Genomic DNA, 25416 nt, shown 5'->3' on the forward strand with positions numbered 1-25416 from the left:
TCTCAAACTCCTAACGCTTGCGTGAGCGATGCCATGCGAGCGGGCAGCTCGGCGGTTGGGAAGTTTTCCGTCACCACGCCATGATCCATCAGATAAAAACGATCAGCGACTTTTGCCGCAAAGCGGAAGTTTTGCTCGACGAGCAACACGGTCATGCCGCGCTTTTTAAGCTCCACCAGCACATCGCCGATGCGCTGGATGATGACCGGCGCAAGTCCTTCGGTTGGCTCATCCAGCAGCAGAACCTTGACACCGGTGCGCAGGATACGGGCAATCGCCAGCATCTGTTGTTCGCCACCCGAAAGCTTGGTTCCCGGGCTGTTACGGCGCTCATAGAGATTGGGGAAAAGCTCATAAATCTCATCAAGCGACATGGCTCCGCCTTTGCCAACAACAGGGGGCAGCAGCAGGTTTTCATGCACATTGAGCGTTGCAAATATCCCGCGTTCTTCCGGCACAAAACCAAGGCCCGTGCGGGCAATGCGATGCAGCGGTACGCGCAGAATGTCTTTGCCATCAAGCGTGATGGTTCCGCTGCGCTTGCGGATAATACCCATGATCGTGCGCAGTGTGGTGGTTTTGCCCACCCCATTGCGGCCCAGAAGCGTGATGGTTTCACCGGGCCAGATATCGAGATCTACGCCGTGCAGCGCATGACTTTCGCCATACCAGGCATTGAGCCCGCGCACGGAAAGCAGGGGTTGGCCTTTATTCATGTTCGGTTCCCATATAAGCAGTGCGTACGCGCTCGTCTTGAGAAACGGTGGCATAATCGCCCGAAGCGAGAATCTCGCCGCGTTGCAGCACCGTGACGTGGTGGGCGATGTCGGCCACCACTTTGAGATTATGTTCGACCATCAGCACCGCGCGATCTTTCGCCACATCGGTAATGAGGGCGGCAATGGTGTGCACGTCTTCGTGCCCCATGCCGGCCATTGGCTCATCGAGCAGCAGCACTTTGGGATCGAGTGCCAATGTGGTGGCGATTTCGAGCGCACGTTTGCGGCCATAGGACAGGTCCGCAGCCAGCGCATGACGTGCATCGGCCAGACCCACGCGCTCCAGCAGATCAATTGCCTTTGCGTCGAGCTGATCCAGCGCCGACAAGGATCGCCAGAACTGCGTTGCCAGACCGCTTGGGCGTTGCAGCGCGACTTTCACATTCTCCAACACTGTCAAATGCGGGAATGTCGCAGAAATTTGAAATGAACGCACCAGCCCCATGCGCGCAACTTTAGCAGGATCGGTCTTTGTGATGTTGTCGCCAAGCAGAGTGATCTCGCCACTTGTCGGCTGGAGAAACTTGGTCAGCAGATTAAAGACGGTCGTCTTGCCTGCACCATTCGGGCCGATCAGCGCATGAACACGGGCGTGCTCTACATCAAGATCGACATTCTTCACCGCATGAAAGCCGCCAAACGACTTGCCCAGCCCACGTGCAGAAAGAACAATCCTCGCCGGCTCTGCTTCTCGCAGAGCCGGAGTATTTTGAGTTGCTGTGTTCATGCCATCAGCCTCTTACTGCGTGACCAGAGTACAGCCGCTTTCTTCAGGCTTCAAATAAGCCTGATCACCGGGGATCGTTGCCAGCACCTTATAGTAGTCCCATGGAGTCTTGCTTTCGTCAGGCTTTTTCACTTCCATCAGATACATGTCATAGATCATACGGCCATTTGGTCCGACCTTGCCGTTGCGGGCGAATACGTCGTTAACTGGCATTTCATGCAGCTTCTTGGAGACGGCTTCGGTCTCGTCGGTGCCTGCTTCCTTGATTGCTTTCAAATATTGCAGCACGGCGGAATAAGTGCCTGCCTGAATCATGTTCGGCATACGCCCAGTACGGTCGAAGAAGCGCTTGCTGAACTCGCGCGATTCATCATCGCGGTCCCAGTAGAAGCCTTCGGTGAGCGTCAGGCCCTGCGCCGCATCAAGGCCGAGGCCGTGGACTTCGGCAATAGTGAAGAGCAGTGCTGCAAGGCGCTGTCCGCCGGCAACGATGCCAAATTCTGCGGCCTGTTTGATCGCGTTGGATGTATCAAGACCAGCATTGGCAAGGCCGACAACCTTGGCACCTGAAGCCTGTGCCTGCAAAAGGAACGACGAATAATCTGTCGTGCTTAAGGGATGGCGAACAGAGCCAAGAACTTTACCGCCTTTTGACGTAACGAATTTTGAAGTCTGGTCTTCCAGCGAATAGCCAAATGCATAATCGGCAGTCAGGAAATACCATGTATCACCGCCCTGTTCGACAAGCGAGCCGCCGGTGCCAACTGCAAGCGCGTGGGTGTCATAAGCCCAGTGAAAACCATAAGGCGAGCACTGCTTGCCGGTGAGTTCCGATGTTGCGGCACCGGTATTGATGGTGATTTTTTTCTTGTCTTTGGAAAGTGCCTGAACAGCGAGACCGACTGACGAGCTGGTTAGCTCCATAATGGCGTCAACCTGTTCGGTATCATACCACTGGCGCGCGATATTGGCGGCAACGTCTGGCTTGTTCTGGTGGTCGGCTGTGATGATTTCAATCGGTGCATCCAGTACCGTGCCTCCAAAATCCTCGGCAGCCATTTTTGCAGCTTCATAAGACCACTTGCCGCCGAAATCAGCATAAACGCCCGACTGGTCGTTCAGAATGCCGATTTTGACTTTGCCGTCTGATATTTCTGCTGCGGATGAAATCGCGGTTGCAGCGAAAAGTGCAGCCGTCGCCAGTGCAAAAAGTTTCATTCAGTGCTCCTCCCAAAAACTCCCTGTTCGCCCCTAAAAGGGAGGCGAAATCCTCCTGTAAAGCAGTCTCCTCAGAGTGGAATAACAACCCTCCTCAAGGTTGCGCATCCTTCTGCTTCAGCCAGAACGGTTCCTTCCGTCGGGCTATTTGTCGGAACGGTAGCATTGACAAATGCGTACAAGAATAACAATTTTTGAACAGCATCTGTCCGAAATTGTACAGATGCTGAAAGGGAGGACTTGGTGCGTCAGTTTGCATGGGATGATCTGCAATATTTTCTTGCCGTCGCACGCACCGGCCAGCTTTCGGCTGCCGCCCGGCAATTGCGCACAAGTCACGTCACGGTTTTGCGTCGGATTGATCGGCTAGAGCAAGCGTTGGCGACCAAGCTTTTTGAGCGAAACCCGCGTGGTTATCTGTTGACGCCGATGGGCGAACGTTTTGTTCAGCCTGCTGAGGTCATGGAGCGTGAGGCAATGAAGTTTCAGACCGAAGCTACGGGCAGTTTTTCGGCACTATCGGGTGTCGTGCGATTGTCCACACTTGAAGGCTTCGGGAATTTCTTTTTGGCGGATCGGTTGCCAGTGCTTGCGCAATCCTACCCAAGTCTGTCCGTAGAAGTTGTGACGATCCAGCAGATTATGTCACTGTCACGACGTGAAGCAGAGCTATCGATTACTTTACATATGCCGCGCACAGGGCCTTATCACAGCGAGCGGATTACGCCTTACAGGCTGTTTATCTATGGGCATCGAGATTATCTGAACTGTCATCCGCCAATCAGAACGCGTGAAGATCTGACCGGGCATCCGTTCATCGGTTACATTGACGATATGGTCTTTACGCCCGGCCTTGATTACATGCGCGAGATTTTGCCCGGACAGCGATGCAATTATCAGAGCTCAAGCATTCACGCACAACTGACCGCAACGCTGACAGGTTATGGTCTTTGCGTTTTGCCATATTTTATCGCGAGCCAATATGCAGACCTTGCACCTGTGTTGCCCAGAGAGCTGCATCTTGAGCGCGAATACTGGATGAATTGCCATGTCGACGTGATGGCCGCGCCGCGCATACGTGTGATCAGCGATTTTATGATTGGTGCCGTGCGTGAAGCCTCAGCAAGCTTTTTAGGCGAAAGCCTACTTTGAGATTGCCATTTAACTCAGTCCGCCACCGATAGCGTAAATGCAGGTGACGACAAGTGCACTAAAGCCAAAGCCGATAATAAACAAATTAAGTGTACGCAATTTGATCCCCCCGATTCAATGCGGGGGTTATCTGCGACATAGGTGTAAATGTCTACTTTAAATTGTATTCCATCATACGAAAGTTGTATATTTGCATATAAGCAATTTTGGCGGACATTTTATTTGAGGATGGGCAATTTCGCGGTGAATATCCCTGCTAAAGTTCCTCAAGAAAATCACCAAAGGTTTCGATCTCTCTGAGCCGTTTGCGACCGTTAGCACCAGCTTTCTCAATCGCTCTCGTGGTCAGTAGGTGGCAAAGTGCCATAACAGAAACGTGGTTGAATATGGGTCCGGGTGCCAAAGTCTGACATTGGAAATGCCATTTTGCGGATGCTCGGAACGGTGCACCTTCATCTGTAATATAAAGCAGCTTGGCACCACGTTTCTCGATCGTTGACAGAATATCATCCATTTTGGCGATGCGGCGGCGCAGACCAAAGACAATCACCAAATCGTCGGGTTTTATACTTGCCATATATTCACCCATGGTCTGACCTGGACCGGGTACAGCTGCGATGTTGTCTAAGACCTGCATCATTTGCCATTGCAGATAAGCGGCAAACGGATGGCTACTGCGAAATCCGATCACCCAAGTCTTTCGGGCTGTCAGCATAGCCTCGACCACGGCGTCGATCTGTGTCTCGCGAATGGCAAGAAATGTTGTTTCGAGATTGGCGATCCCCTGAGTGATGTGAGAACCCAAGGACTGGCCCGCTGCATTCGCAGTCACGCTCGAAAGAAACAGTCTGGAGCCTGTTTGTTTTTCTTCGCGGGCATGGCGGCGTGATTCTTCATAGGATTCGTAGCCGAGTCTGCGCACAAAACGGGTAACCGTCGCATTGGACACATGAGCGAGCGTAGCAAGCTCGGAAGCGGAATAACTCGCAAGCTCGCCCGGGAAATCGCAGATAAATTCACCAAGCCGTTTTTCAGCAGGGGGGAGGTCGTCCAGCACGTCTCTGACGCGCGCAAGAAAGGATCTTTCTGCTGGGTTCATGGGCGTATTATGAAATCCTATTTTCAGGTTGCATTAAGTTTTAGCACCTTTTCGTGAAGTGTGCATCTTTTTTGCTTAAAAATTATGCAAGTTAAGCTATTGAAAATAAACAATAAAATTTCTCTTGTCAAAATCAATTTTCTCTGGCTAGATGGTGAAAAAATAATTTCATGCCGGTAATAAAAAAAGGGGTTATACCGCTATGGCAGGGGAACAAATGATGCGAGCCGACAATTCGTCGGCAAAAAATAAGCAAATGGAACAGGCGCTGGGGAGTATCGGCGTTACCAATGCGCACAAGCAGATATTGGTGCTTGTGCTGATTGGTTGTCTGTTTGATTCATTCGAGCAGAACACGATTGGTCTGGTTGGCCCGATCTTGCGCGAACAATGGGGCCTCACAGGAACGGATATTGGCTTCCTGAATACGATCACATTCGCCAGTGCGGCGATCGGTCGGCTTCTTTCCGGTATTCTTGGTGACCGCTACGGTCGCCGTGTTATGCTCACCTTCAATCTTCTTCTTTTCACGATCGGTTCCGCGCTCTGCGCTCTTGCGCCAAGTTTCGGCTGGTTGTGTTTTGCGCGTGCAATTGTTGGTTTCGGCGTTGGCGGTGAAATTTCAACCGCTGTGACCATGCTTGCAGAGTTCTGTTCACCGAAATTCCGTGGAACCGCAGCCGGTCTCGTGAATGTTGGGGCGGGTGGCTTCGGTAACTTCCTTGCACCGGCATTCGGTTTGCTGGTCTTCACAATTTTCCCGGGTGAAAATAACTGGCGTTGGTTGTTTGGTGTGTTGGCGATCCCGGCATTGCTGGTTGTCTTTTTCCGCATGTATGTGCCGGAAACGCCACGTTTCCTTGCATCACAGGGAAAAACGGACGAGGCGAACAAGGTTCTTTCAATTCTCGCATCCGGTAAGCTGCGCCCAAAGAACTTGGTGGTCACAGAATATCTGACGAAGACTGACGAAAGTGAAAAGACAGTTGTGAAGTCGAGCTGGAAGGAGCTTTTCAAGCCGCCTTTCATCGGTCGCACGGTCCCGGTCGCTATCGCCATTCTTATGAGCTACGGCGCACAGCTTTCCGTGCTGACCTTGATGCCGATGATCTTCATATCGATGGGTTATACGCTTTCGGGCAGCTTGCTTTATACAATGATCATTCAGAGCGGCAGCGTGCTTGGCGCGATTGCAGCATCCGCTTTCGGGTATTACTTCCCGCGTAAAAGAGTTCTGACCATTGGCTCGGTTTGCGCCTGTGCTGCGGCATTGGCTATCGTTTATCTGGGCACTAGCCTCTATCTCGTATTGTTCTTCGGTGCGGTGTTCCAGTTCTTCGTATTGCTGCTCAACACATCGATCTGGATTTATGCGCCTGAACTTTATCCAACACGCATTCGCGGCTTTGGCGTTGCGCTCATTCTCGCGAGTGGTTCTGCCGCTGGTTCGTTTGTTCCGATCATTGCAGGTGCTTTGTTTGATGGCTACGGCATGATCGGTGTCTTCGCATTGGCGGCTTCGATGTATGCGATTTTCGCCTTCTGCATCCAGCTTGGACCAGAAACATTTGGCCGTGACATGGAAGATCTGACCCAGCCTGCCGATACCGGCGCTGCTGTTGAAGACTTTGCAAAGGCAACACCGCAGAAAGCATAAATTTAATACAAAGCGACTAAGGGCGCGTTTTCAAAAATAAGGAGTGTCATCTGTTCGCAGAATAGATGGCACTCCAAAAAAACCAGGGAGAAAATGTCTGAATGTCAGCAACAGCACCTCATATCGTGCTTATCAATCCAAACAGCTCGGAAGCGACGAGCGGAATGATGCGTGAGATTGCTCAGCGGACAGCTGGAGAACGGCTTGTCTTGAGCGCCGAAACATCGACACGCAATCCAATGATGATCGTCAATGGTGAGCAACTCAGTGCTTCAGAAGCGCAGGTTATCGAGATTGGTCAGTCCAGAAAAGATAGCTGTGCGGGTATTATCATCAGTGCTTATGGAGATCCCGGCGTGGATTCCTTGCGCGGAGACCTCGACATACCCGTCATTGGGATTTGCGAAGCTTCAATGATCGTGGCAGCACAAGGCGGACGCAAATACGGCGTCGCAACTGTTACGCCTGATCTGGCAGAACAAATAGAACGCCGTGCTGCTTATCTCGGTCTTTCGCATCTTTATACGGGTATCCGCTGTACGCCCGGAGATCCAAAGGAAATAGCGGGTCAGCCGCAGCGCTTACAGGAAGAACTCGCATTGGCGGTCAAGCTTTGCCTGAGCGATGGCGCGGAGGCCGTGGTGATTGGTGGTGGCCCGTTGGGCGAAGCTGCCGTTCAACTTCAGGCTATGTTCGACGTGCCGATCATAGCACCGATTTCATCGGCGGTGGAGTTGATGGTCAAAGCATTGAATGAAAGCAGCATGCAAATGAAAGCTGCACTTTGAAGTTATACAGGTCTGGCATTTGGAGACGTTTTTGGATTGAGTTAAGAGTCTAGCGGGGGCATTCTCTTCTCATTCAGAACGTTGCAAATGCCAAAAGCGCGGCCCTCTCTTAAATAGAGAGGGCCGTGTTTATTTTAGCCACTTGAAGCTTGCTTAGCGTTGCTTTGCCAAACCCTGTTCACGCATTTGGCTCAGCGTCATCTTGGGCGAAAGCGCTTCCGGATCGATGCGGATTTCGATGAGACCCGGCTTACCCGATTGCTCACACCGCTGGAAAGCTTCTGCAAAGTCGGCGGTCTTTTCGACGGTTTCTCCATGCAGGCCATAGGCGCGCGCTAGAGCCGCAAAGTCAGGATTTGCAAGGCCGGTGCCCGAAACGCGGCCTGGATAAGTGCGCTCCTGATGCATACGGATCGTGCCGTACATGCCGTTATTGACGACGATGAAAATCGCATTGGCACCATATTGCGCTGCCGTTGCGAGTTCCTGACCGTTCATCAGAAAACAGCCGTCACCAGCAAAGCAGACGACGGTGCGTTCGGGTGCTGTTAGTTTTGCTGCCACTGCTGCCGGAACGCCATAGCCCATGGAGCCATTGGTTGGGGCCAACTGACTGCGATAGGTGCGGTATTGATAAAAGCGGTGCGGCCATGCCGAATAATTGCCAGCGCCATTGGTGATGATGGCATCATCGGTGAGATGCGCGCGCAGCCATTCCATTATCTCGCCCATCTGAACGTCACCGGGAATTGTCGGCGTTTTCAGATTGTCGCGGTAATCGGCATTGGCGCTTTCAGCCCAAGCTTTCCAACTTGGACTGGCAATAGGCTCAAGCTTTGCAGCTGCTTTGGTGAAGGCGGCCATGCTGGCATTGATTGGGATATCAGCATGATAAACACGGCCAAGTTCTTCTGCACCGGGATGAACATGGATGAGTTTCTGCGTTGGTACAGGAATGCTGATCAGCTCATAGCCCTGCGTGGTCATTTCACCAAGGCGCGCGCCCACCACGAGCAACAGGTCTGAATCCTTAACGCGGGCCGCAAGTTTCGGGCTGATCGACGTTCCCATTTCACCGGCATAAAGCGGATGATGATTGTCGAACATATCCTGACAGCGGAAGGATGCTGCAACAGGCAGCGACATGTTTTCAGCGAATGTTTGCACATCGCGAACTGCCTGGGCATTCCAGCCGCCACCACCGACGATCATCAGTGGCCGCTCGGCCTTTTCGAGCAGTTCTTTCATGTCCTGTAGCTGATCATTGCCCGGATGCATCTCGACATGTTTGTAAGCCGGTGCATCGCTGACGGTTGCGTGTGATGTCAGCATATCTTCGGGAAGGGCGACGACCACAGGGCCGGGGCGTCCGTTGACCGCGCGATGGAAAGCTTGACTGACCAGTTCCGGGATACGGGCGGGATCATCGATCTGTACCACCCATTTGGCCATCTGGCCGAACATGCGGCGATAATCAACTTCCTGAAATGCCTCACGTTCCACTTGATCGCTGGCGACCTGGCCGATGAACAGAAGCATCGGTGTGGAATCCTGAAAGGCGGTATGAACGCCTACGGAAGCATTGGTTGCACCGGGGCCGCGCGTGACAAAGCAGACGCCGGGCTTGCCGGTCAGCTTGCCATAGGCCTCCGCCATGTAAGCAGCGCCGCCTTCTTGACGGCAGACAATCAGATCAATCGTGTCGCTTACGTCATGAAAAGCGTCCAGCGCTGCGAGATAGCTTTCGCCGGGCACACAGAAAACGCGCTCGACGCCGTGAATGCCGAGTGCATCCACCAATATCTGACCGCCATTGCGTGTGTTGGAGTTGGTTGTTGATTTATGCATTTCCCTACTCTCAAAATGTCTGAAAGACTTTGGCGCGTATGCGCTCTATTTCGGAGGCATACGCAGCGCACCATCGAGCCGGATGGTTTCGCCGTTGAGCATGCTGTTTTCTATAATATGCAGCGCAAGCGACGCATATTCGTCTGGCCGACCCAGACGCGGGGGGAAAGGAACCATCTGGCCCAACGCATCCTGTGCAGGTTGCGGCAGACCTTTGAGCATGGGGGTTTCAAAGATACCCGGTGCGATTGCACAGACGCGAATGCCAAGGGGGGCAAGTTCACGCGCAGCTGGTAGCGTCAGGCCAACAATGCCGCCTTTAGACGCTGCATAAGCTGTTTGGCCGATCTGTCCGTCAAAGGCCGCAACCGATGCCGTGTTGATGACCACGCCACGCTCACCCGTTGGCAGGGCTTCGCTTTTGGATGCGACATCGGCAAAAAGCCGCAGCAGATTGAACGAACCGATCAGGTTGATTTCAACAGCACGACGGAAATCATCGAGCGGCATGACGCTGCCATCACGCGCCAGCATTTTCTTTGCTGGTGCCACGCCCGCGCAATTGACCAGAATATGCGGTGATCCGAGCTTTTCGCCGATTGCCTTAAAAGCTGCTTCACCACTCGCTGCGTCCGATACGTTGCATTGAATGGCGATGCCGCCAATCGCGGCTGCCACCGTATTTGCACCATCAATGTTGAAATCAAGGATTGCAACTTTCGCGCCCTTGGCTGCTAGAGCCTGTGCAGTTGCAGCACCAAGACCTGATGCACCACCGCTGACGATGGCGATTTTTCCTTCAATATCCATGTGTTCCCCCGCTTAAAGCGCTTCCAGTGCAATAGCAGTTGCTTCGCCGCCACCGATACAGACCGAAGCCACGCCACGCTTGAGATCGTTCTGCTTCATGGCATGAAGCAGCGTGACGATGATGCGTGCGCCAGAGCAGCCAATCGGATGGCCCATAGCGCAGGCACCGCCATGGATATTCACCTTGTCGGCGGGGAGGTCGAGTTCCTGCATTGCAGCCATAACAACAACGGCGAAAGCTTCATTGATTTCAAACAAATCAATGTCGCGGACATTCCAGCCGGTTTTGTCGAAGAGTTTCCGCATCGCAAAAATCGGGGCCGTGGTGAAAAGGGCAGGTTGTTGCGCGTGGCTTGCATGGCCGCGAATAATGGCAAGCGGTTCTACGCAAAGCTTTTCAGCTTGGGACAGGCGCATCAGGGTGAGGGATGCCGCACCATCTGAAATCGATGAGGAATTGGCGGCCGTAATTGTGCCGCCTTCGCGGAAAGCGGGCTTGAGGTTTGGTATTTTTTCAGGCTTTGCGCGGGTTGGCTGCTCATCGCGGTCAAGCTCTGCAACTGAAATCAGTTCGTTTGCGAAAAAGCCCGATTCAGTGGCTTTGAGTGCGCGCGAAAGTGAGCGCAAAGAAAACTCGTCCTGCTGCTGCCGCGTGAACTGGTAATGATCGGCGGTTTCTTCCGCGAATGTTCCCATGGCGCGGCCTTTGTCATAGGCGTCTTCAAGGCCGTCGAGGAACAAATGATCATAGATTTTGCCGTGGCCCATGCGATAGCCGCCGCGCGCCTTTTCAAGCAGATAAGGCGAATTGGTCATGCTTTCCATGCCGCCAGCAACCACAATTTCCGCACTTCCTGCGGAAATGAGATCGGCACCCAACATGACGGTTTTCATGCCCGATCCGCAAACCTTGTTGATGGTCGAGCAGGGTGTGTATTGAGAAAGGCCAGCATGAATTGCAGCCTGACGTCCGGGCGCTTGTCCCAATCCTGCGGGCAATACGCAGCCCATCAGCACTTCGTCGATTTGATCGGGGTTAAGCTTAGCCCTGTGGACCGCTTCTTTGATTGTGACAGCGCCCAACGCCGTTGCACTCTCTCCCTTGAGCGCGCCTTGAAAACTTCCGATCGGTGTTCGTACCGCACTGGCGATCACGATCGGATCTTTTAGGTCTGACATTTGTTTCCTCCTCACAAACGCATTAGAGATAACAACACAGTGGATGATATGAATACAGCATAAACATGATGAGCAACGCTCATGAACTCATGTCGTGGAGGTATGGATAAAATGAGCCAGAACAATTCAGGCAAAATCCGCGTGGGTATTGGCGGCTGGGCTTTTGAGGAGTGGGATAAGAGTTTCTATCCGGAAAAGCTCTCCAAAAAACGTCAGCTCGAATATGCTTCGAGCAAGTTGACCTCCATCGAAATCAACAGCACCTATTATGGCCCGCAGAAGCCGACGACTTTTGCCAAGTGGCATGATGAAACGCCGGATGACTTCGTTTTTTCGCTTAAAGCACCGCGCTTTTCGACCAACAAACGTGTTTTGGCTGAAGCAGGCGAGGGTATCGAGAAATTTATAAGTGGCGGCCTTCTTGAACTGAAAAACAAGCTCGGCGTCATCAACTGGCAGTTCATGGGCACGAAGAAATTCGATCCATCCGATTTTGAAGCTTTCCTGAAGCTTCTGCCAAAACGTGTCGATGGACGTGATCTGCGCCACGCTGTGGAGGTGCGCCACGACAGTTTCAATTCGCCAGATTTCATTGCGCTTCTGCGGGAATATGGCGTTGCGGTGGTGATTGCGGGTGATAGCAAATTTGTAGAAATTGCCGATATGACCGCGCCTTTTGCCTATCTGCGTATATTCGGTACACAGGAAGACAAGAAGCTTGGTTACGGTGAGGACGAGCTTGACCATTGGGCAGAGCGGGCCAAAGCAATAGCGGTTGGTCATGTGCCCGATAGCCTTAAAACCATTAAGCCGCCACTTGCTGACAATGTGGCTCGTAATGTCTATCTTTACGTCATCAGCGGCCATAAGGCGCACAATCCACACGCTGCCATGGCCTTGATTGATCGTTTGAAATGATGGCTCTTACCACGCATTGAATTATGTGAGTCCTGAGTCGATCATGTCCAAGTTTGATACGTCTGCCCTTGAAGCCTTTGTTCATCACATTCCCCAAAATTACAAAGGTCCGGGCGGCGTTGTTGCCGTCTTGAAGGATGGCGACGTCGTGTTGCAGCACGCCTGGGGTTTTGCAGATCTTCGCACGCGCAAGCCCATGACGGTCGAAACGCGGATGCCTATCTGTTCGGTCAGCAAGCAGTTCACCTGTGCCATGCTGCTTGATTCGGTTGGCGAGCCGGAGTTGCTGGATGACGCGCTTGAAGCTTATCTCGACAAATTTGAAGATGAGCGCCCCGCCGTTCGCGATCTCTGCAACAACCAGTCTGGTCTGCGTGATTATTGGGCGCTGAGTGTTCTCTGTGGTGCCGATCCGGAAGGTGTGTTTCTGCCGGAGCAGGCACAAAGCCTGTTGCGCCGCCTCAAGACTACGCATTTTGAACCGGGCTCTCATTACTCTTATTGCAACGGCAATTTCCGCATTTTGGCAGACCTCATCGAAGCCCATACCGGGCGCAGGTTGATTGATCTTCTGTCTGAGCGGATATTTGCGCCTGCGGGCATGAAGAGTGCGGAACTTATCCCCGATACTGCGCTTTTTGATGAATGTACGGGTTATGAAGGCGATACGGTTCGCGGCTTCCTGCCTGCTACAAATCGTATTCAATGGATGGGCGATGCAGGCATCTGCGCCTCGCTTAATGACATGATCGCATGGGAGCAGTTCATTGATGCAACGCGTGACGATGAAGAAGGGCTTTATCGTCGGTTGAGCGGGCCGCAAACTTTCAAAGACGGTGTCGCGGCACCTTATGGCTTTGGTCTCAACTTGCACGAAACCGGCGGTAAGCGCCTGACTGGTCATGGTGGTGCCTTGCGCGGCTGGCGCTGCCAGCGCTGGCATTGCGCGGATGAACGTCTTTCGACAATCGCCATGTTCAATTTTGAAGGCGGCGCTTCCGAGGTTGCCTTCAAGCTGATGAATATTGCCTTGGGTGTATCGTCATCCGAAGTGTCGCGGGTGGAGGCTGATGCGGCATGGTTTGGCTCGTGGCTGGATGATGAAACCGGGCTTGTGCTGAGCCTTGAGGATGCTGGCCTTGGTCGCATGCGGGCGCGTTTTGGCACCAGCCCGGAAATCATGGATGTGGTGAGCGCAAATGAAGCGCGCTCAGCCATGACAACGATCTCTCGCGATGGCGAGACAATCGAACTTGTGCGGGCCACTGAAAATCTGCGCTTGAGCATGCACTGCGTTAAAGGCGAAGCCAAACACGACATTATAGGCCGCTATCATAGCGATGAACTCGACGCCGATCTGTTGCTCGTTTCCGAAGGGGGCGCAATTTTTGGTGCGTTTGAAGGCTTCCTTGGCAAAAGCGACATGTATCCGCTTTATAGTGTCGGGGTTGATGTCTGGCTGTTGCCGGTTCAGCGTTCGATGGATGCACCGTCACCCGGCGAGTGGAAGCTTGTTTTCCGCCGCGACGAAAAGGGCGTAATCACAGATTTGAGCGTCGGCTGCTGGCTTGCACGCGGTGTTGAATACAGGAGAGTTCAGCCATGAGTGAACTGAAGGTCAGAACCCGCGAAACCGGGGCAGTCGCCGAGATGCCACATGGCAAACTGCCGACGATCACCACGCCGACAGGTGGTACGGTTGATATCGTAACCAGCGTCAGCTTACCGGGGTTTAATCCGCTTGATTTGATTTATGCGTCGGTCGCTGCCTGCATGGCGCTGAGTGCGCGCATTGCCGCCACCAAGCTCGAATTGCGTGAAAAACTCACGGATGTTCGGGTGGAAGTAAAAGGCGAGAAGGCCCATGAAGGCCCGTCACGCATCGAACGATTCGATATAACATTCCATTTCGATGGTGATCTGAACGACGATGAAAAGCATCGCCTTGCGGAAATGGCCGAGGAGATCTGTACCGTGAGTAATACGCTGCGTGGTGATCCGAAGTTTGACCTCAAAATCTCCTAACAGTCAGATTTCCTCGCGGATGCGTTCAACGCCAAGTGTGATAACGCTTTCCATAGCAGCGCGTGCTTTCTGACGGTCGCGCGATGCAATTGCATGAGCAATGCGCATGTGGTTTGCCGCACACTCGGCAATACCCTCGGGCGAACTTGCAGGCGAAGAGAGCTGGAATGAAATCGCAAGTGCAGCTTCGATCAGGCTGCTGACTGAACGCATGAACGGGTTGCCAGACATACGGGCAATCGCCAGATGAAACTCCAGATCGACCTTGGCAATGGATTCTGGCGTGTGCTTGGGATCGTCAAATTTCGCAGCCAGAGCATAGAGTTCAACGAGTTCTTCGCTGGTTGCGTTTTTTGCAGCCGCTGCGGCAGCCGCTGGTTCCAGCGCCATACGCATTTCAGCGAGATGATCGACGAAGACTTCATCGAAGCCTGCTTCAAAGCGCCATGTCAGCACATCTGGATCAAAGAAGTTCCACGAGCTTGCACCCAAAACACGGGTTCCGACCTTGGCTTTGGGTTCGATCAGACGTTTTGCGGAAAGGGTTTTCATAGCCTCGCGCAGAACAGTACGGGAAACGCCAAAGCGCAACGACAATTCGTTATCGCCCGGAAGTATGGAGGCTTCGGGAATGGTGCCCGCGACAATGCCGCGACCCAATTCACCCACGACAACTGCGTGGCTGTTATGCCGCTTGCGTCCGGTTATGGCCGTTTCCAGTAATCCCAATTCAGGCCTCCTTCATGCGTTGTTTGGCAATCCTTAGATCGGAAAACCATACAAGTCCTCGCTGTAGCGCAATGAACAGGAACAGCAAGATACCAATCGCTATTTTTGTCCACCACGAAGACAGCGTTCCATCGAAAACGATATAGGTCTGTATCAGCCCCTGTATCATAATCCCGACAAAAGTGCCTGCCACCAGACCCGCACCGCCGGTCAATAGTGTTCCGCCGATGACAACCGACGCAATGGCATCAAGTTCAACGCCCACTGTTGCCAGCGAATAGCCCGATGATGTGTAAAGCGTATAGACGATGCCAGCGAGACCGGAAAGCACACCGGACATTGTATAGATGCCGATTGTCGTGCGGCCAATCGGAACGCCCATCAGTTCGGCTGATTGTGCATTGCCGCCAAGCGCATAGATATTGGCACCAAAGCGTGTGCGATGTGCAATGATGCCTGCAATGATGAAGACTGCGAGCATCAGCATGGCGATGAAGGTTAGCCTTCCGCCACCTGGAAGCCGGAAATAAAAGCCTTGTAGCGTATCGATGAACGGGTGCGAAATTGGCACTGACTGGGTTGAAATCAGGAATGCCGCGCCGCGTGCCAGAAACATGCCCGCAAGTGTCGCCACAAACGGCGGGATGCCGAGGAAATGGATCATCATTCCCATCCACGCGCCAAACATGGCGGCTATCACCAGCACGAGGCCGAAGGCAATCAGCGGATGCACGCCAAGCTGTCCGACAAGGACCGCCACAAAAACGCTGGTAAAGGCGATGACTGATCCGACCGAAAGGTCAATACCACCGGAGATAATCACAAAAGTCATGCCGACGGCAGCGATGCCGAGAAACGCATTATCGGTCAGAAGATTGCCAAGTACCCGCGTTGAAAGCATGTTCGGAAACTGGATAACGCAGATAGCATAGGCGAGCAGAAAAATTGCGACTGTTGTGACGAAAGGCAGATTGCGAAGCACTCTCATTGCCGTGCTCCTTGGTGCGTTGGCTTTGCGGGATTGTTTTTGCGTTCAGCACGCAGGAAGGTGAAGAAGCTGACGATGGCTGGCGACTGGAACGTCAGCACAATGACGATAATGCCCGCTTTGATGATGAGGTTGAATTCCGGCGGAAAGCCAGCCATCAGAATACCGGTATTGATCGACTGAATGATCAGTGCGCCAAGCAGCGAAGCCATGATCGAGAAGCGTCCGCCATTCAGCGATGTTCCGCCGATTACAACCGCCAGAATGGCGTCAAGCTCAAGCCAGAGACCGGCATTGTTGGCATCTGCGCCGCGAATATCGGCTGTTGCGATCAGTCCGGCGAGCGCTGCACAAAGTCCAGAAACTGCATAGACACTGAACAGGAGAAAGCGGGCTTTAACACCGGCCAGCATGGCTGCGCGGCGGTTGATGCCGGTTGCTTCAATCAGAAAGCCAAGTGCTGTCGAGCGCACCGCAAGTCCCACGACGAGACCCGCTAATATCCAGATGAGTACCGGCACCGGTACACCAAGAAACGAACCGGAGCCAAGGGTTGCGAAGGAATCATCGTTGAAGGTGAGGATTGCGCCTTCGGTGATAAGCTGCGCGATGCCGCGCCCCGCAACCATCAATATCAGTGTTGCGATGATCGGCTGGATATCGAAAACGGCGACCAGAAAACCGTTCCACAATCCGCAAACCAGACCAACGCCGAGTGCGACGGGTATGACAATTGCCAGCGGATAGCCTGCAACGATGAGCGATGCAGCCGTTGCGCCGCTGATTGCCATGACCGCGCCGACCGACAGATCAATGCCGCGGGTTGCGATCACCAATGTCATACCAACTGCGAGAATGGCGACAGGTGCAGCGCGCACCAGAATATCGATCAGGCTTCCGTAGAGGCGCCCATTTTGAAAGGAAATGCCGAGAAAACCCGGCGCAATGATAGTGTTTGCCGCAAGAATAAGCGCAAGGGCTGCCAGCTGGGGGCTCAGTCTTTTAAGTTTCTTGGCCATGCGAGCGATCATGCTGCGGCTTCCTTATTACTTCCCGTCTCAGCAATCGCACGCACGATGTTGTCAGCGGTGATTTCTTCGCCCTTGAGTTCTGCCACATGGCGGCGGTCCGAAAGCACGACAACGCGGTTTGCTACGGCTGCAAGTTCTTCAAATTCCGAAGAGATGATGACCAGAGACATGCCTTCGGTGCAGAGCTCGCCAATTAGTCTGAGGATTTCCGCATGTGCGCCGATGTCGATGCCGCGCGTTGGTTCATCAAGGATCAGCAGACGCGGATCTGTTGCTAGCCAGCGCGCCAGAATGGCCTTTTGCTGGTTGCCGCCCGACAAAAACTTAATAGGCTTGTCCGGATCAGGCGGGCGGATGTCCAGCGCTTTGATATAGCGCTGGGCCAGAGCCGCTTTTTCGCGTGATGAGATAGGCTTTGACCAGCCGCGCTTTGCCTGAACAGCGAGCGCGATATTCTCGGCCACCGAAAAATCACCGATAATGCCGTCGGTCTTTCGTTCTTCAGGGCAGAAGGCAAAGCGTTCGGAGATGGCTGCGACGGGCGAGGGTAGTTTCGTATCTTTGCCGTCAATGCTGAGTGCACCACTGTCTGCCTGATCGACGCCGAACATTAGAAGGGCAGTTTCTGTGCGGCCAGAGCCAAGCAATCCGGCAATACCGACAGCTTCACCCGGTCTAATCGCAAGATCAAACGGCGCAACGCTGCCTTTCTTGCCAAAGCCAGAAAAGCGGATGGGGGCAGTTGTGTTGTCGCTGACTTCCTCTGTGAGTTGGCGGCGCACGGTTTCCTGCAACTGATGACCGAGCATCATAGAAATCAGATCTGTACGCGGCAGGTCTGCAAGGTTTCGGCTGCCGACAAGCCGTCCATTGCGCAGCACGGTTGCGCAATCAGCAATATCATAGACCTGATCCAGAAAATGCGTGATGATGATGATGCCGAGACCTTCGGCCTTCAAATGGCGCAAGACGCCAAACAGCATTTCAACTTCGTGCGCATCGAGACTGGCCGTTGGCTCATCCAACACCAGCACCTTGCCGGAAACATCGACGGCCCGGGCGATTGCGATGATCTGCCGGATGGCCACTGAATAGGCCGACAATGGCGCACCGACATCAATTGTGAGGCCATATCGGGCGAGCAGGGTGGCGGCATCTTTTTCCATGCGGCGACGGTCGATGAAACCGAAACGTCGCGGCTGGCGACCGAGAAACAGGTTTTCGGCAACCGTCAGATTTTCAAGAAGATTGACCTCCTGATAGACGGTTCCAATGCCAAGCGTTTGCGCTTGCATCACAGACGCGGGCGCTATTAACTGGCCCTCAAGCAATATTGAGCCGTCAAAGCCGTGATAGGCGCCGGTCAAGATTTTAATGAGCGTTGATTTTCCTGCGCCGTTTTCGCCAAGAAGCGCGTGGATTTCACCACGATTGAGCGCGAAATCGACGTGATCAAGTGCAGTCACACCGAGAAAAGATTTGGTTATTGAGCGCGCTTCAAGAAGCGGCGTTGCTGGCGTCTCGCGCGCAGCGATGTCGGGGCGAGCCATAGCAGTCTTCCGTTTGCGAATTGCAAAACTTGCTCCGGGCCGCGAAAGGGCGCGACCCGAAGACAATAATGTCACCCGAAGATCAGTAGCCGAGGCCCTTCTTGGCTTCGTAAACGCCCTTTGGATCATCAGCCTGCGTGTAAAGCTTGGATTCGGTCTGGATCCACTTTGGTGGAACCGTGCCCTTTTCCTTGAAAGCTTCAATCGCGTCAAAAGCCGGACCCGCCATGTTTGGCGTCAGTTCAACTGTCGCATTGGCTTCACCATTGGCCATCGCCTGGAAAATATCAGGAACGGCATCAATCGAGACGACCTTAATGTCGGTGCCAGGCTTCAAACCAGCTTCTTTGATGGCCTGAATAGCGCCTACGGCCATGTCATCATTGTGCGCGTAAACGGCGCAGATATCTTTGCCGCCACCTTCAGCTTTGATGAAGCTTTCCATGACTTCTTTGCCCTTGGTACGGGTGAAGTCGCCTGTCTGCGAGCGGGAAATCTTGATATTGTCGTGGCCTGCAAGCGCTTCTTCAAAGCCCTTCTTACGATTGATGGCTGGAGAAGAACCGGTGGTGCCCTGAAGTTCAACAACGGAGCAAGGCTTGTCGCCTACTTCCTTCACCAGCCAGTCGCCCGCGACCTTGCCTTCATGGACCTGATCGGATGTAACAGCAGTGAGGTAAAGGTCTTCCGGTGCATCGATCTGGCGGTCGAGAAGCACGACAGGAATTTCTGCTTCCTTGGCTTCCTTCAGAACCGCATCCCAACCGGTTGCAACAACCGGCGCGATCAGGATAGCGTCAACGCCCTGTGCGATGAAGCCACGAACGGCCTTAATCTGGTTTTCCTGCTTCTGCTGTGCGTCGGCAAATTTGAGTGCGTGGCCGCGCTTTTCAGCTTCCTGCTTGGTGACGCTGGTTTCGGCAGCGCGCCAGCCCGATTCCGAACCGATCTGCGAAAAGCCTACTGTCAACGAGGCGGCCGATGCGCTTGAAATAAGAGCAAAAGACAGGGCGGCCGTGAGGGCCGTCAGACTGCGTTTCATATTAGTTCCTCCCAATAAAAGGCTCTCCCAGCCTTCTCGTTTATCAAGCATATAATATTACTTTATGGCAAGCGTATTTCTTGTAAACAACTGGAATATGGGGTGCGACAAACGTGCATATTATCTAATTATATAACGAAAACATTAACTTAATAGCTGTTTTGTGCTGACAGTCCACACATGGCGCGCAGAGGGCGCTTTCACTTGCTTGACAAAATGCTGTTTGGCGAAATAGTCATATTAATAAGAAGGAGCTGTCTTTTTGCACTAGGATGCATTTAAGCGGTCGGGAAGAATGTTCCGCAAGTGTTTTGCGGAAAATGGGAGGTTTAATGTTACGTCTGGTACAGTTCCGCGATGCGAGCGGAGAAACACGTGTGGCTGCTTGCGATGATGAAGGTGCGGCACATGTCGTCAATGGCGTAACGACGACCTATGAACTGGCTTGGGCGGCAATTTCTGCGGGCATCAGTCTGAGCGAGCAGGTTGAACGCAATGGCAAAGGCGAAGCAGTTGATATTGATGCAGCGCTTGCCGCTGGTCAGGTTGGTCTGCCGATCACCCATGACGACCCGGCGCACCTGATCGTTGCAGGCACTGGCCTCACGCATCTTGGTTCTGCGGATGGTCGCGACAAGATGCACAAGGCCGCGCAGGCTGCTGAAAAGCCGACCGATTCCATGCGCATGTTCCTGATGGGTGTTGAAGGTGGCAAGCCAAAGCCCGGCCAAACCGGCGTGCAGCCGGAATGGTTCTATAAGGGCGATGGTTCGGCGCTGGTTGAAACCGGCGGTGAGCTGGTCTCGCCATCTTTTGCCGAAGATGGTGGCGAAGAGCCAGAACTTGCTGGAATTTATCTGATCGGTCCGGATGGTACGCCGTTCCGCTTGGGCTTCTGCCTTGCCAATGAGTTTTCCGATCATGTGACTGAAAAGCAGAACTATCTCTGGCTGGCGCATTCCAAGCTGCGTCAGGCTTCGCTCGGTCCAGAGCTTTATGTGGGTGCTCTGCCAGATCATGTTGAAGGCGTTTCGCGCATTAAGCGCGGCGATGACGTGATCTTTGAAAAGCCGTTCCTATCGGGCGAAGCGAACATGTCGCATACGATTGCCAATTTGGAACATCACCATTTCAAGTATGAACTGTTCCGTCGTCCGGGCGACATTCATGTGCATTTCTTTGGCACCGCAACACTGTCTTTCTCTGAAGGTGTGAAGACGGAAACGGGCGATCAGTTCGAAATTTCAGCAAAGCCTTTCCGTTATCCGTTGGTCAACAGACTGGCACAGGCGAAAGCCGACGATGTTGCCGTGAAGGCGCTCTAAAATGGCGACCGCATCCAATATCAATCTGGCGATTGTTGGTCTTGGCAAGATTGCCCGCGACCAGCATCTGCCATCGATTGAAGCCGTTGATGGTATTGAGCTGAAAGCGATTGCCAGCCGCAATGCCGGTCTTGATGGTCTGCCATCGTTTCACGATATTGACCAACTGCTTGCCAGCGATGTCGCCATTGATGCGGTGTCGCTTTGCACGCCGCCGCAGGGGCGATTCAACCAGGCTTATGCGGCGCTGAAGGCGCGCAAGCATGTGATGCTGGAGAAGCCTCCGGGTGCGACGATCTCGGAAGTACAGGCACTGACGCATTTTGCTGAAAAGCAGGGCGTTACGCTCTATGCAACGTGGCATTCGCGCGAAGCCGCAGCCGTTGAGCCTGCCCGCGAATTTCTGAAAGATGCTGCAATCAGGTCTGTTGCGGTGTCGTGGAAAGAAGACGTGCGCCATTGGCATCCCGGCCAGCAGTGGATCTGGGAGCCGGGTGGCCTTGGTGTGTTCGATCCAGGCATTAATGCGCTCTCAATCGTCACGCATATTTTGCCGGAACGGTTCTTCCTGACAAAATCCGATCTCTATTTCCCAGAAAATCGTGCGGCACCGATTGCAGCTGATCTTAGCTTTGAAACCGAAAGTGGCGTGCCGGTTTCCTTCGAGCTCGACTGGCGCCAGACCGGCCCGCAGACATGGGATATTCGCGTTGAGACCGACAAGGGCACGCTGCTTCTCAGCCATGGCGGTAGCCGTCTGACCATTGCAGGCACTGAGAAAATGGCTGAGCCTGATCGTGAATATCAGCGCCTTTACCAGAATTTTGTGAAGCTGGTTAGCGAAGGGCAGAGCGATGTTGACCTTTCGCCACTCACTCATGTGGCCGATGCCTTCCTTCTGGGACAGCGGCATGTGGTTGAAACTTTTGAAGATTAAAGCGCATCCCGAAAAGTGTGAAACGGTTTTCGGAACAAGATGCGCGAAGAAACTAAAATTCAACACGCCGATCTAACTTTTAGGATCGGTGTCGAAGGAATTGGGACCGCCCAGCGGTCTCTTACCCACGCAGGACAATGAAATGAATAAGCCCGTCGATCCGAAAGCACCACGATTCCGTTCCCGCGCATGGTTCGATAATCCGGACAATGTCGACATGACCGCGCTCTATCTTGAGCGCTACATGAACTACGGTCTCAGTCAGGAAGAGTTGCAATCCGGTCGACCGATCATCGGTATTGCGCAGACGGGTTCTGATCTTTCACCGTGCAATCGTCATCATCTGGAACTGGCCAATCGCGTGCGTGAAGGTGTGCGTGAAGCGGGCGGTATCGTGATCGAATTTCCGGTTCACCCAATTCAGGAAACAGGTAAGCGCCCGACTGCGGGCCTTGATCGTAACCTTGCTTATCTCGGCCTTGTCGAGGTGCTTTACGGCTATCCGCTTGATGGCGTTGTGCTGACGATTGGTTGTGACAAGACCACGCCAGCTTGTCTTATGGCTGCTGCAACCGTCAATATTCCGGCGATTGCGCTTTCGGTTGGCCCGATGCTCAATGGCTGGTTCCGTGGCGAGCGCACGGGTTCGGGCACCATCGTCTGGAAGGCGCGCGAGCTGCTCGCTAAGGGCGAGATCGACTATGCAGGCTTTATCAAGCTGGTGGCGTCTTCGGCACCTTCGACAGGTTATTGCAATACGATGGGCACCGCGACAACCATGAATTCGCTGGCCGAAGCGCTTGGTATGCAGCTGCCGGGTTCGGCTGCGATTCCAGCGCCTTATCGTGATCGTCAGGAAGTGTCCTATCTGACGGGCCGTCGTATTGTGGAAATGGTTTATGAAGATCTGAAGCCAACAGACATCATGACCAAGGAATCCTTCATCAACGCAATTCGCGTTAATTCCGCGATTGGCGGCTCGACCAATGCACCGATCCATCTGAATGCGTTGGCGCGTCACGTTGGCGTCGATCTGACGATTGACGACTGGCAGAAATATGGCGAGGAAATTCCGCTTCTGGTCAATCTTCAGCCAGCGGGTGAATATCTCGGTGAAGATTATTACCATGCGGGCGGTGTGCCAGCGGTTGTTAATCAGCTGATGGGGCAGGGCCTCATTCATGAAGATGCGCTGACAGTTAACGGCAAGACCATCGGTGAAAACTGTAAGGGTGCTACGATTGAAGACAGCAATGTCATCAAGACCTATGATCAGCCATTGAAGAGCCATGCTGGTTTCCGCGTGCTGCGCGGCAATCTGTTCTCGTCGGCTATCATGAAATTGAGCGTTATCTCGGAAGAATTCCGCAATCGTTATCTCAATGACGACAAAGACCCGAATGCCTTTGAAGGCAAGGCTATCGTGTTTGACGGCCCGGAAGATTATCATCATCGCATCGACGATCCCTCGCTGGAAATCGATGAGCGTTCGGTTCTGTTCATGCGTGGCGCTGGGCCAATCGGTTATCCGGGTGCGGCGGAAGTCGTGAACATGCGCGCGCCGGATTACCTTCTCAAGAAAGGCATAAGCTCGCTGCCTTGCATCGGTGATGGCCGTCAGTCGGGCACATCCGGTTCGCCTTCGATCCTCAATGCGTCACCGGAAGCCGCTGCTGGTGGTGGTCTGGCGCTGCTCAAGATGGGTGATCGTGTGCGTATCGATCTTGGTCGCGGCACTGCCGATATTTTGATTTCCGATGAAGAACTCGCAGAGCGACGCAAGGCTCTGGAGGCTGCTGGCGGATATAAATATCCGGAAAGCCAGACCCCTTGGCAGGAGATTCAGCGCGCTGTGGTTGGCCAGATGGAAACAGGTGCGGTTCTTGAAAACGCCGTTAAGTATCAGGACATTGCGCATACGCGTGGCCTGCCGCGAGATAACCACTAAATGTCCGGCGCAAAAACACCATTCGCGGCAGTTGCGGACTGGGGAACAACCCGGTTCCGCCTCTGGACGCTGGATGCCGATGGCAATGTACTCACTGAAAGTCGTGGTGACGACGGGCTGCTGCACGCGAAAGAGGCCGGTTTTGAGGTAACGCTCGAACGGCATCTGGCTCAGGTTGATGCACCTGATGATTTGCCGGTGGTGATCTGCGGCATGGCAGGTTCGCGCACCGGCTGGATTGAAGCGCCTTATATGAGCCTGCCTGCTGGACTGGAAGGTATCGTTGCTGCTGCGGTTCGCGTGCCTGCGAAACGGCATGTCATCATGTTGCCGGGCGTTGCGCGTCGAAGCGAGGATGCGCCGGATGTGATGCGCGGCGAAGAAACCAAGTTACTTGGTCTGGTGCATCGTGGCACGCGTGATGCCCGGGTGGTGATGCCCGGCACGCATGCGAAATGGGTGAATATCGCAGACGGCAAGCTCAGTGATTACCGCTCTTTCATGACGGGCGAATTGTTCGCGCTTTTGAAAGACAAGTCGGTTCTGGCGGGTGCGCTTGAAGGAGCTGGGCCGGTTGATCCAAAGAGTGCAGCCTTTGCGGCTGGTGTCAAAGCTTCACTTGAGACACCAGAGCTTATTGCCAATGCGCTCTTTACGGTGCGCGCTGGCTGGCTGGTGCATGATTATAAGCCGACAGATCAGCTTGCACGTCTGTCGGGTCTGTTGATCGGGCTGGAAGTTGCCGGTGGTCGCACTTTGTTCGGAGAGACGAGCGAAGTGCTGTTGCTTTCAGATGGGATGATGGGTGCGCTTTACGCATCGGCACTTGAGATTGCAGGCATTAAAGTCAATCGCATCGAAGCCGATGAGCTGGTGCGCGATGGGCTGTTTATGGCGGCAAAACACGCATTTGCGGGAGGCGCGCAATGAGCGAACGTATCGCATGGCCAAAGCTGCGTTATCCGCTGGTGGCTATCCTGCGCGGCATTCGGACAGAAGAAACGGAAGCGATTGTTTCTGCACTGATTGAAACAGGCTTCGAAGCAATCGAAATTCCGCTCAACTCGCCGGAGCCGTTCGTGTCCATTGAAAAGGCTGCCAAGCTCGCACCAGCCAATGTGCTGATTGGTGCTGGAACTGTGCTGTCGGTCGAGAGTGTTGATCGGCTCAATGATGTTGGTGGCCGACTTCTGGTCAGCCCGAATGTCGAGCCTAATGTTATTCGCCGTGCGACCAAGCATGGCATGGTGACGATGCCGGGCGTGTTCACACCGACCGAGGCTTTCAGCGCAATTCATGCTGGCGCATCCGCGCTTAAATTCTTCCCGGCAAATGTGCTGGGTGCAGAGGGTATCAAGGCGATCTCGGCTGTGTTGCCGAAGGATATTCCGGTGGGTGCCGTGGGCGGCGTATCGGAGAATGATTTTGCAACCTATCGGGCAGCAGGAGTGAGCTGCTTTGGTTTGGGTTCCAGCCTTTATAAGGCCGGGTTGACGGTCGCTGAGGTGCGCGAACGTGCGCAGCGGGCGGTTGCGGTATGGGACAACATCGCGGGCTAGAGCATGTCTCCCAAAAGTGGGAACCGGTTTTGGGACAAAGACATGCGTGAAAAAGCTTAATGCGATGTGTTTGGAGGAATTCCGCAGGGCCTACGGCGGGGGCGGAA

The 25416-nt window shown here is 53.7% G+C and carries 23 protein-coding genes; 11 read left to right on the top strand and 12 right to left on the bottom strand.

Annotated elements, in window-relative coordinates:
* Nucleotides 1–2 precede the first annotated feature (2 nt).
* The 3 genes from WH356_RS12605 to WH356_RS12615 are packed head-to-tail and all read right to left on the bottom strand — an operon-like array spanning nucleotide 3 to nucleotide 2724.
* Nucleotides 3–716, bottom strand: a complete 714-nt coding sequence (locus WH356_RS12605) for an ABC transporter ATP-binding protein (RefSeq protein WP_339511301.1) — start codon at nucleotides 714–716, stop codon at nucleotides 3–5.
* Complete coding sequence (locus tag WH356_RS12610) at nucleotides 709–1506, bottom strand: ABC transporter ATP-binding protein (RefSeq protein WP_339511303.1); 798 nt, start codon at nucleotides 1504–1506, stop codon at nucleotides 709–711. Before WH356_RS12610 ends, WH356_RS12605 begins: the two co-directional genes overlap by 8 nt.
* A gap of 12 nt (nucleotides 1507–1518) precedes the next feature.
* Entirely contained in the window at nucleotides 1519–2724 is a 1206-nt protein-coding gene (locus tag WH356_RS12615) for an ABC transporter substrate-binding protein (RefSeq protein ID WP_339511305.1), read from the bottom strand.
* Nucleotides 2725–2967: 243 nt separating this feature from the next.
* Between WH356_RS12615 and WH356_RS12620 the strand changes: the two genes are divergently transcribed.
* Nucleotides 2968–3876, top strand: coding sequence for a LysR family transcriptional regulator (locus WH356_RS12620; protein WP_339511307.1), 909 nt, complete (start codon nucleotides 2968–2970; stop codon nucleotides 3874–3876).
* Nucleotides 3877–4132: 256 nt separating this feature from the next.
* Here WH356_RS12620 and WH356_RS12625 read toward each other — a convergent pair whose 3' ends face one another.
* On the bottom strand, nucleotides 4133–4975 hold the full coding sequence (locus tag WH356_RS12625) for a MurR/RpiR family transcriptional regulator (protein WP_339511309.1): 843 nt from the start codon (nucleotides 4973–4975) through the stop codon (nucleotides 4133–4135).
* 202 nt (nucleotides 4976–5177) lie between these two features.
* Here WH356_RS12625 and WH356_RS12630 point away from each other — a divergent pair, with 202 nt between their 5' ends.
* Together WH356_RS12630 and WH356_RS12635 are read left to right on the top strand one after the other, a co-directional pair.
* Nucleotides 5178–6632, top strand: a complete 1455-nt coding sequence (locus WH356_RS12630) for an MFS transporter (protein ID WP_339511311.1) — start codon at nucleotides 5178–5180, stop codon at nucleotides 6630–6632.
* Nucleotides 6633–6733: 101 nt separating this feature from the next.
* Entirely contained in the window at nucleotides 6734–7420 is a 687-nt protein-coding gene (locus WH356_RS12635) for an aspartate/glutamate racemase family protein (RefSeq protein WP_339511313.1), read from the top strand.
* A gap of 153 nt (nucleotides 7421–7573) precedes the next feature.
* Here WH356_RS12635 and WH356_RS12640 read toward each other — a convergent pair whose 3' ends face one another.
* From WH356_RS12640 to WH356_RS12650, 3 genes are read right to left on the bottom strand one after another with little or no spacing between them, the layout of a single operon-like run.
* Nucleotides 7574–9268, bottom strand: a complete 1695-nt coding sequence (locus WH356_RS12640; protein WP_339511315.1) for a thiamine pyrophosphate-binding protein — start codon at nucleotides 9266–9268, stop codon at nucleotides 7574–7576.
* Between the two features lie 45 nt (nucleotides 9269–9313).
* Nucleotides 9314–10078: an SDR family oxidoreductase gene (locus WH356_RS12645; protein ID WP_339511316.1), complete on the bottom strand. Its 765-nt coding sequence runs from the start codon at nucleotides 10076–10078 to the stop codon at nucleotides 9314–9316.
* Nucleotides 10079–10090: 12 nt separating this feature from the next.
* Nucleotides 10091–11257: an acetyl-CoA C-acyltransferase gene (locus WH356_RS12650; protein WP_339511317.1), complete on the bottom strand. Its 1167-nt coding sequence runs from the start codon at nucleotides 11255–11257 to the stop codon at nucleotides 10091–10093.
* A 111-nt stretch (nucleotides 11258–11368) separates the two neighbouring features.
* Between WH356_RS12650 and WH356_RS12655 the strand changes: the two genes are divergently transcribed.
* From WH356_RS12655 to WH356_RS12665, 3 genes are read left to right on the top strand one after another with little or no spacing between them, the layout of a single operon-like run.
* Nucleotides 11369–12175 (top strand): DUF72 domain-containing protein, encoded by an 807-nt coding sequence (locus WH356_RS12655; RefSeq protein WP_339511318.1) that lies wholly within the window; start codon nucleotides 11369–11371, stop codon nucleotides 12173–12175.
* Between the two features lie 43 nt (nucleotides 12176–12218).
* Nucleotides 12219–13781 (top strand): D-aminopeptidase, encoded by a 1563-nt coding sequence (locus WH356_RS12660; protein ID WP_339511320.1) that lies wholly within the window; start codon nucleotides 12219–12221, stop codon nucleotides 13779–13781.
* Nucleotides 13778–14200, top strand: coding sequence for an OsmC family protein (locus WH356_RS12665; protein ID WP_339511322.1), 423 nt, complete (start codon nucleotides 13778–13780; stop codon nucleotides 14198–14200). Before WH356_RS12660 ends, WH356_RS12665 begins: the two co-directional genes overlap by 4 nt.
* Before the next feature lie 3 nt (nucleotides 14201–14203).
* On the opposite strand, the gene WH356_RS12670 is transcribed toward WH356_RS12665, so the two are convergent.
* The 5 genes from WH356_RS12670 to ytfQ form a co-directional block, all read right to left on the bottom strand.
* The gene (locus tag WH356_RS12670) at nucleotides 14204–14929 is read right to left on the bottom strand and encodes a FadR/GntR family transcriptional regulator (RefSeq protein WP_339511324.1); all 726 of its coding nucleotides are present in this window, start codon (nucleotides 14927–14929) and stop codon (nucleotides 14204–14206) included.
* 1 nt (nucleotide 14930) lies between these two features.
* Entirely contained in the window at nucleotides 14931–15917 is a 987-nt protein-coding gene (gene yjfF / locus WH356_RS12675; RefSeq protein ID WP_310009635.1) for a galactofuranose ABC transporter, permease protein YjfF, read from the bottom strand.
* Nucleotides 15914–16948, bottom strand: a complete 1035-nt coding sequence (locus tag WH356_RS12680; RefSeq protein WP_339511327.1) for an ABC transporter permease — start codon at nucleotides 16946–16948, stop codon at nucleotides 15914–15916. The genes yjfF and WH356_RS12680 overlap by 4 nt, the downstream gene beginning before the upstream one ends.
* On the bottom strand, nucleotides 16945–18498 hold the full coding sequence (locus WH356_RS12685) for a sugar ABC transporter ATP-binding protein (protein WP_339511329.1): 1554 nt from the start codon (nucleotides 18496–18498) through the stop codon (nucleotides 16945–16947). The genes WH356_RS12680 and WH356_RS12685 overlap by 4 nt, the downstream gene beginning before the upstream one ends.
* A gap of 82 nt (nucleotides 18499–18580) precedes the next feature.
* Entirely contained in the window at nucleotides 18581–19540 is a 960-nt protein-coding gene (gene ytfQ, locus WH356_RS12690; protein WP_339511331.1) for a galactofuranose ABC transporter, galactofuranose-binding protein YtfQ, read from the bottom strand.
* Between the two features lie 332 nt (nucleotides 19541–19872).
* Here ytfQ and araD1 point away from each other — a divergent pair, with 332 nt between their 5' ends.
* The 5 genes from araD1 (at nucleotide 19873) to WH356_RS12715 (ending at nucleotide 25309) form a co-directional block, all read left to right on the top strand.
* On the top strand, nucleotides 19873–20865 hold the full coding sequence (gene araD1, locus WH356_RS12695; protein ID WP_339511333.1) for an AraD1 family protein: 993 nt from the start codon (nucleotides 19873–19875) through the stop codon (nucleotides 20863–20865).
* A 1-nt stretch (nucleotide 20866) separates the two neighbouring features.
* A complete protein-coding gene (locus tag WH356_RS12700; RefSeq protein WP_339511335.1) occupies nucleotides 20867–21802 on the top strand; it encodes a Gfo/Idh/MocA family protein in 936 nt (311 codons plus the stop codon).
* A gap of 142 nt (nucleotides 21803–21944) precedes the next feature.
* Entirely contained in the window at nucleotides 21945–23750 is a 1806-nt protein-coding gene (locus WH356_RS12705; RefSeq protein WP_339511337.1) for an IlvD/Edd family dehydratase, read from the top strand.
* Complete coding sequence (locus tag WH356_RS12710) at nucleotides 23751–24680, top strand: 2-dehydro-3-deoxygalactonokinase (protein ID WP_339511339.1); 930 nt, start codon at nucleotides 23751–23753, stop codon at nucleotides 24678–24680.
* Nucleotides 24677–25309: a 2-dehydro-3-deoxy-6-phosphogalactonate aldolase gene (locus WH356_RS12715; RefSeq protein WP_339511340.1), complete on the top strand. Its 633-nt coding sequence runs from the start codon at nucleotides 24677–24679 to the stop codon at nucleotides 25307–25309. The genes WH356_RS12710 and WH356_RS12715 overlap by 4 nt, the downstream gene beginning before the upstream one ends.
* Nucleotides 25310–25416 lie beyond the last annotated feature (107 nt).

It is taken from the genome of Ochrobactrum sp. MYb379 (genome assembly GCF_037479515.1).
In the GTDB taxonomy this organism is placed as follows: domain Bacteria; phylum Pseudomonadota; class Alphaproteobacteria; order Rhizobiales; family Rhizobiaceae; genus Brucella.

Coding starts and splice junctions, on each gene's coding strand:
- WH356_RS12605 (WP_339511301.1), bottom strand. CDS start 716: ATGAATAAAGGCCAACCCCTGCTTTCCGTGCGCGGGCTCAATGCCTGG.
- WH356_RS12610 (WP_339511303.1), bottom strand. CDS start 1,506: ATGAACACAGCAACTCAAAATACTCCGGCTCTGCGAGAAGCAGAGCCG.
- WH356_RS12615 (WP_339511305.1), bottom strand. CDS start 2,724: ATGAAACTTTTTGCACTGGCGACGGCTGCACTTTTCGCTGCAACCGCG.
- WH356_RS12625 (WP_339511309.1), bottom strand. CDS start 4,975: ATGAACCCAGCAGAAAGATCCTTTCTTGCGCGCGTCAGAGACGTGCTG.
- WH356_RS12630 (WP_339511311.1), top strand. CDS start 5,178: ATGGCAGGGGAACAAATGATGCGAGCCGACAATTCGTCGGCAAAAAAT.
- WH356_RS12635 (WP_339511313.1), top strand. CDS start 6,734: ATGTCAGCAACAGCACCTCATATCGTGCTTATCAATCCAAACAGCTCG.
- WH356_RS12640 (WP_339511315.1), bottom strand. CDS start 9,268: ATGCATAAATCAACAACCAACTCCAACACACGCAATGGCGGTCAGATA.
- WH356_RS12645 (WP_339511316.1), bottom strand. CDS start 10,078: ATGGATATTGAAGGAAAAATCGCCATCGTCAGCGGTGGTGCATCAGGT.
- WH356_RS12650 (WP_339511317.1), bottom strand. CDS start 11,257: ATGTCAGACCTAAAAGATCCGATCGTGATCGCCAGTGCGGTACGAACA.
- WH356_RS12655 (WP_339511318.1), top strand. CDS start 11,369: ATGAGCCAGAACAATTCAGGCAAAATCCGCGTGGGTATTGGCGGCTGG.
- WH356_RS12660 (WP_339511320.1), top strand. CDS start 12,219: ATGTCCAAGTTTGATACGTCTGCCCTTGAAGCCTTTGTTCATCACATT.
- WH356_RS12665 (WP_339511322.1), top strand. CDS start 13,778: ATGAGTGAACTGAAGGTCAGAACCCGCGAAACCGGGGCAGTCGCCGAG.
- yjfF (WP_310009635.1), bottom strand. CDS start 15,917: ATGAGAGTGCTTCGCAATCTGCCTTTCGTCACAACAGTCGCAATTTTT.
- WH356_RS12680 (WP_339511327.1), bottom strand. CDS start 16,948: ATGATCGCTCGCATGGCCAAGAAACTTAAAAGACTGAGCCCCCAGCTG.
- WH356_RS12685 (WP_339511329.1), bottom strand. CDS start 18,498: ATGGCTCGCCCCGACATCGCTGCGCGCGAGACGCCAGCAACGCCGCTT.
- ytfQ (WP_339511331.1), bottom strand. CDS start 19,540: ATGAAACGCAGTCTGACGGCCCTCACGGCCGCCCTGTCTTTTGCTCTT.
- araD1 (WP_339511333.1), top strand. CDS start 19,873: ATGTTACGTCTGGTACAGTTCCGCGATGCGAGCGGAGAAACACGTGTG.
- WH356_RS12700 (WP_339511335.1), top strand. CDS start 20,867: ATGGCGACCGCATCCAATATCAATCTGGCGATTGTTGGTCTTGGCAAG.
- WH356_RS12705 (WP_339511337.1), top strand. CDS start 21,945: ATGAATAAGCCCGTCGATCCGAAAGCACCACGATTCCGTTCCCGCGCA.
- WH356_RS12710 (WP_339511339.1), top strand. CDS start 23,751: ATGTCCGGCGCAAAAACACCATTCGCGGCAGTTGCGGACTGGGGAACA.
- WH356_RS12715 (WP_339511340.1), top strand. CDS start 24,677: ATGAGCGAACGTATCGCATGGCCAAAGCTGCGTTATCCGCTGGTGGCT.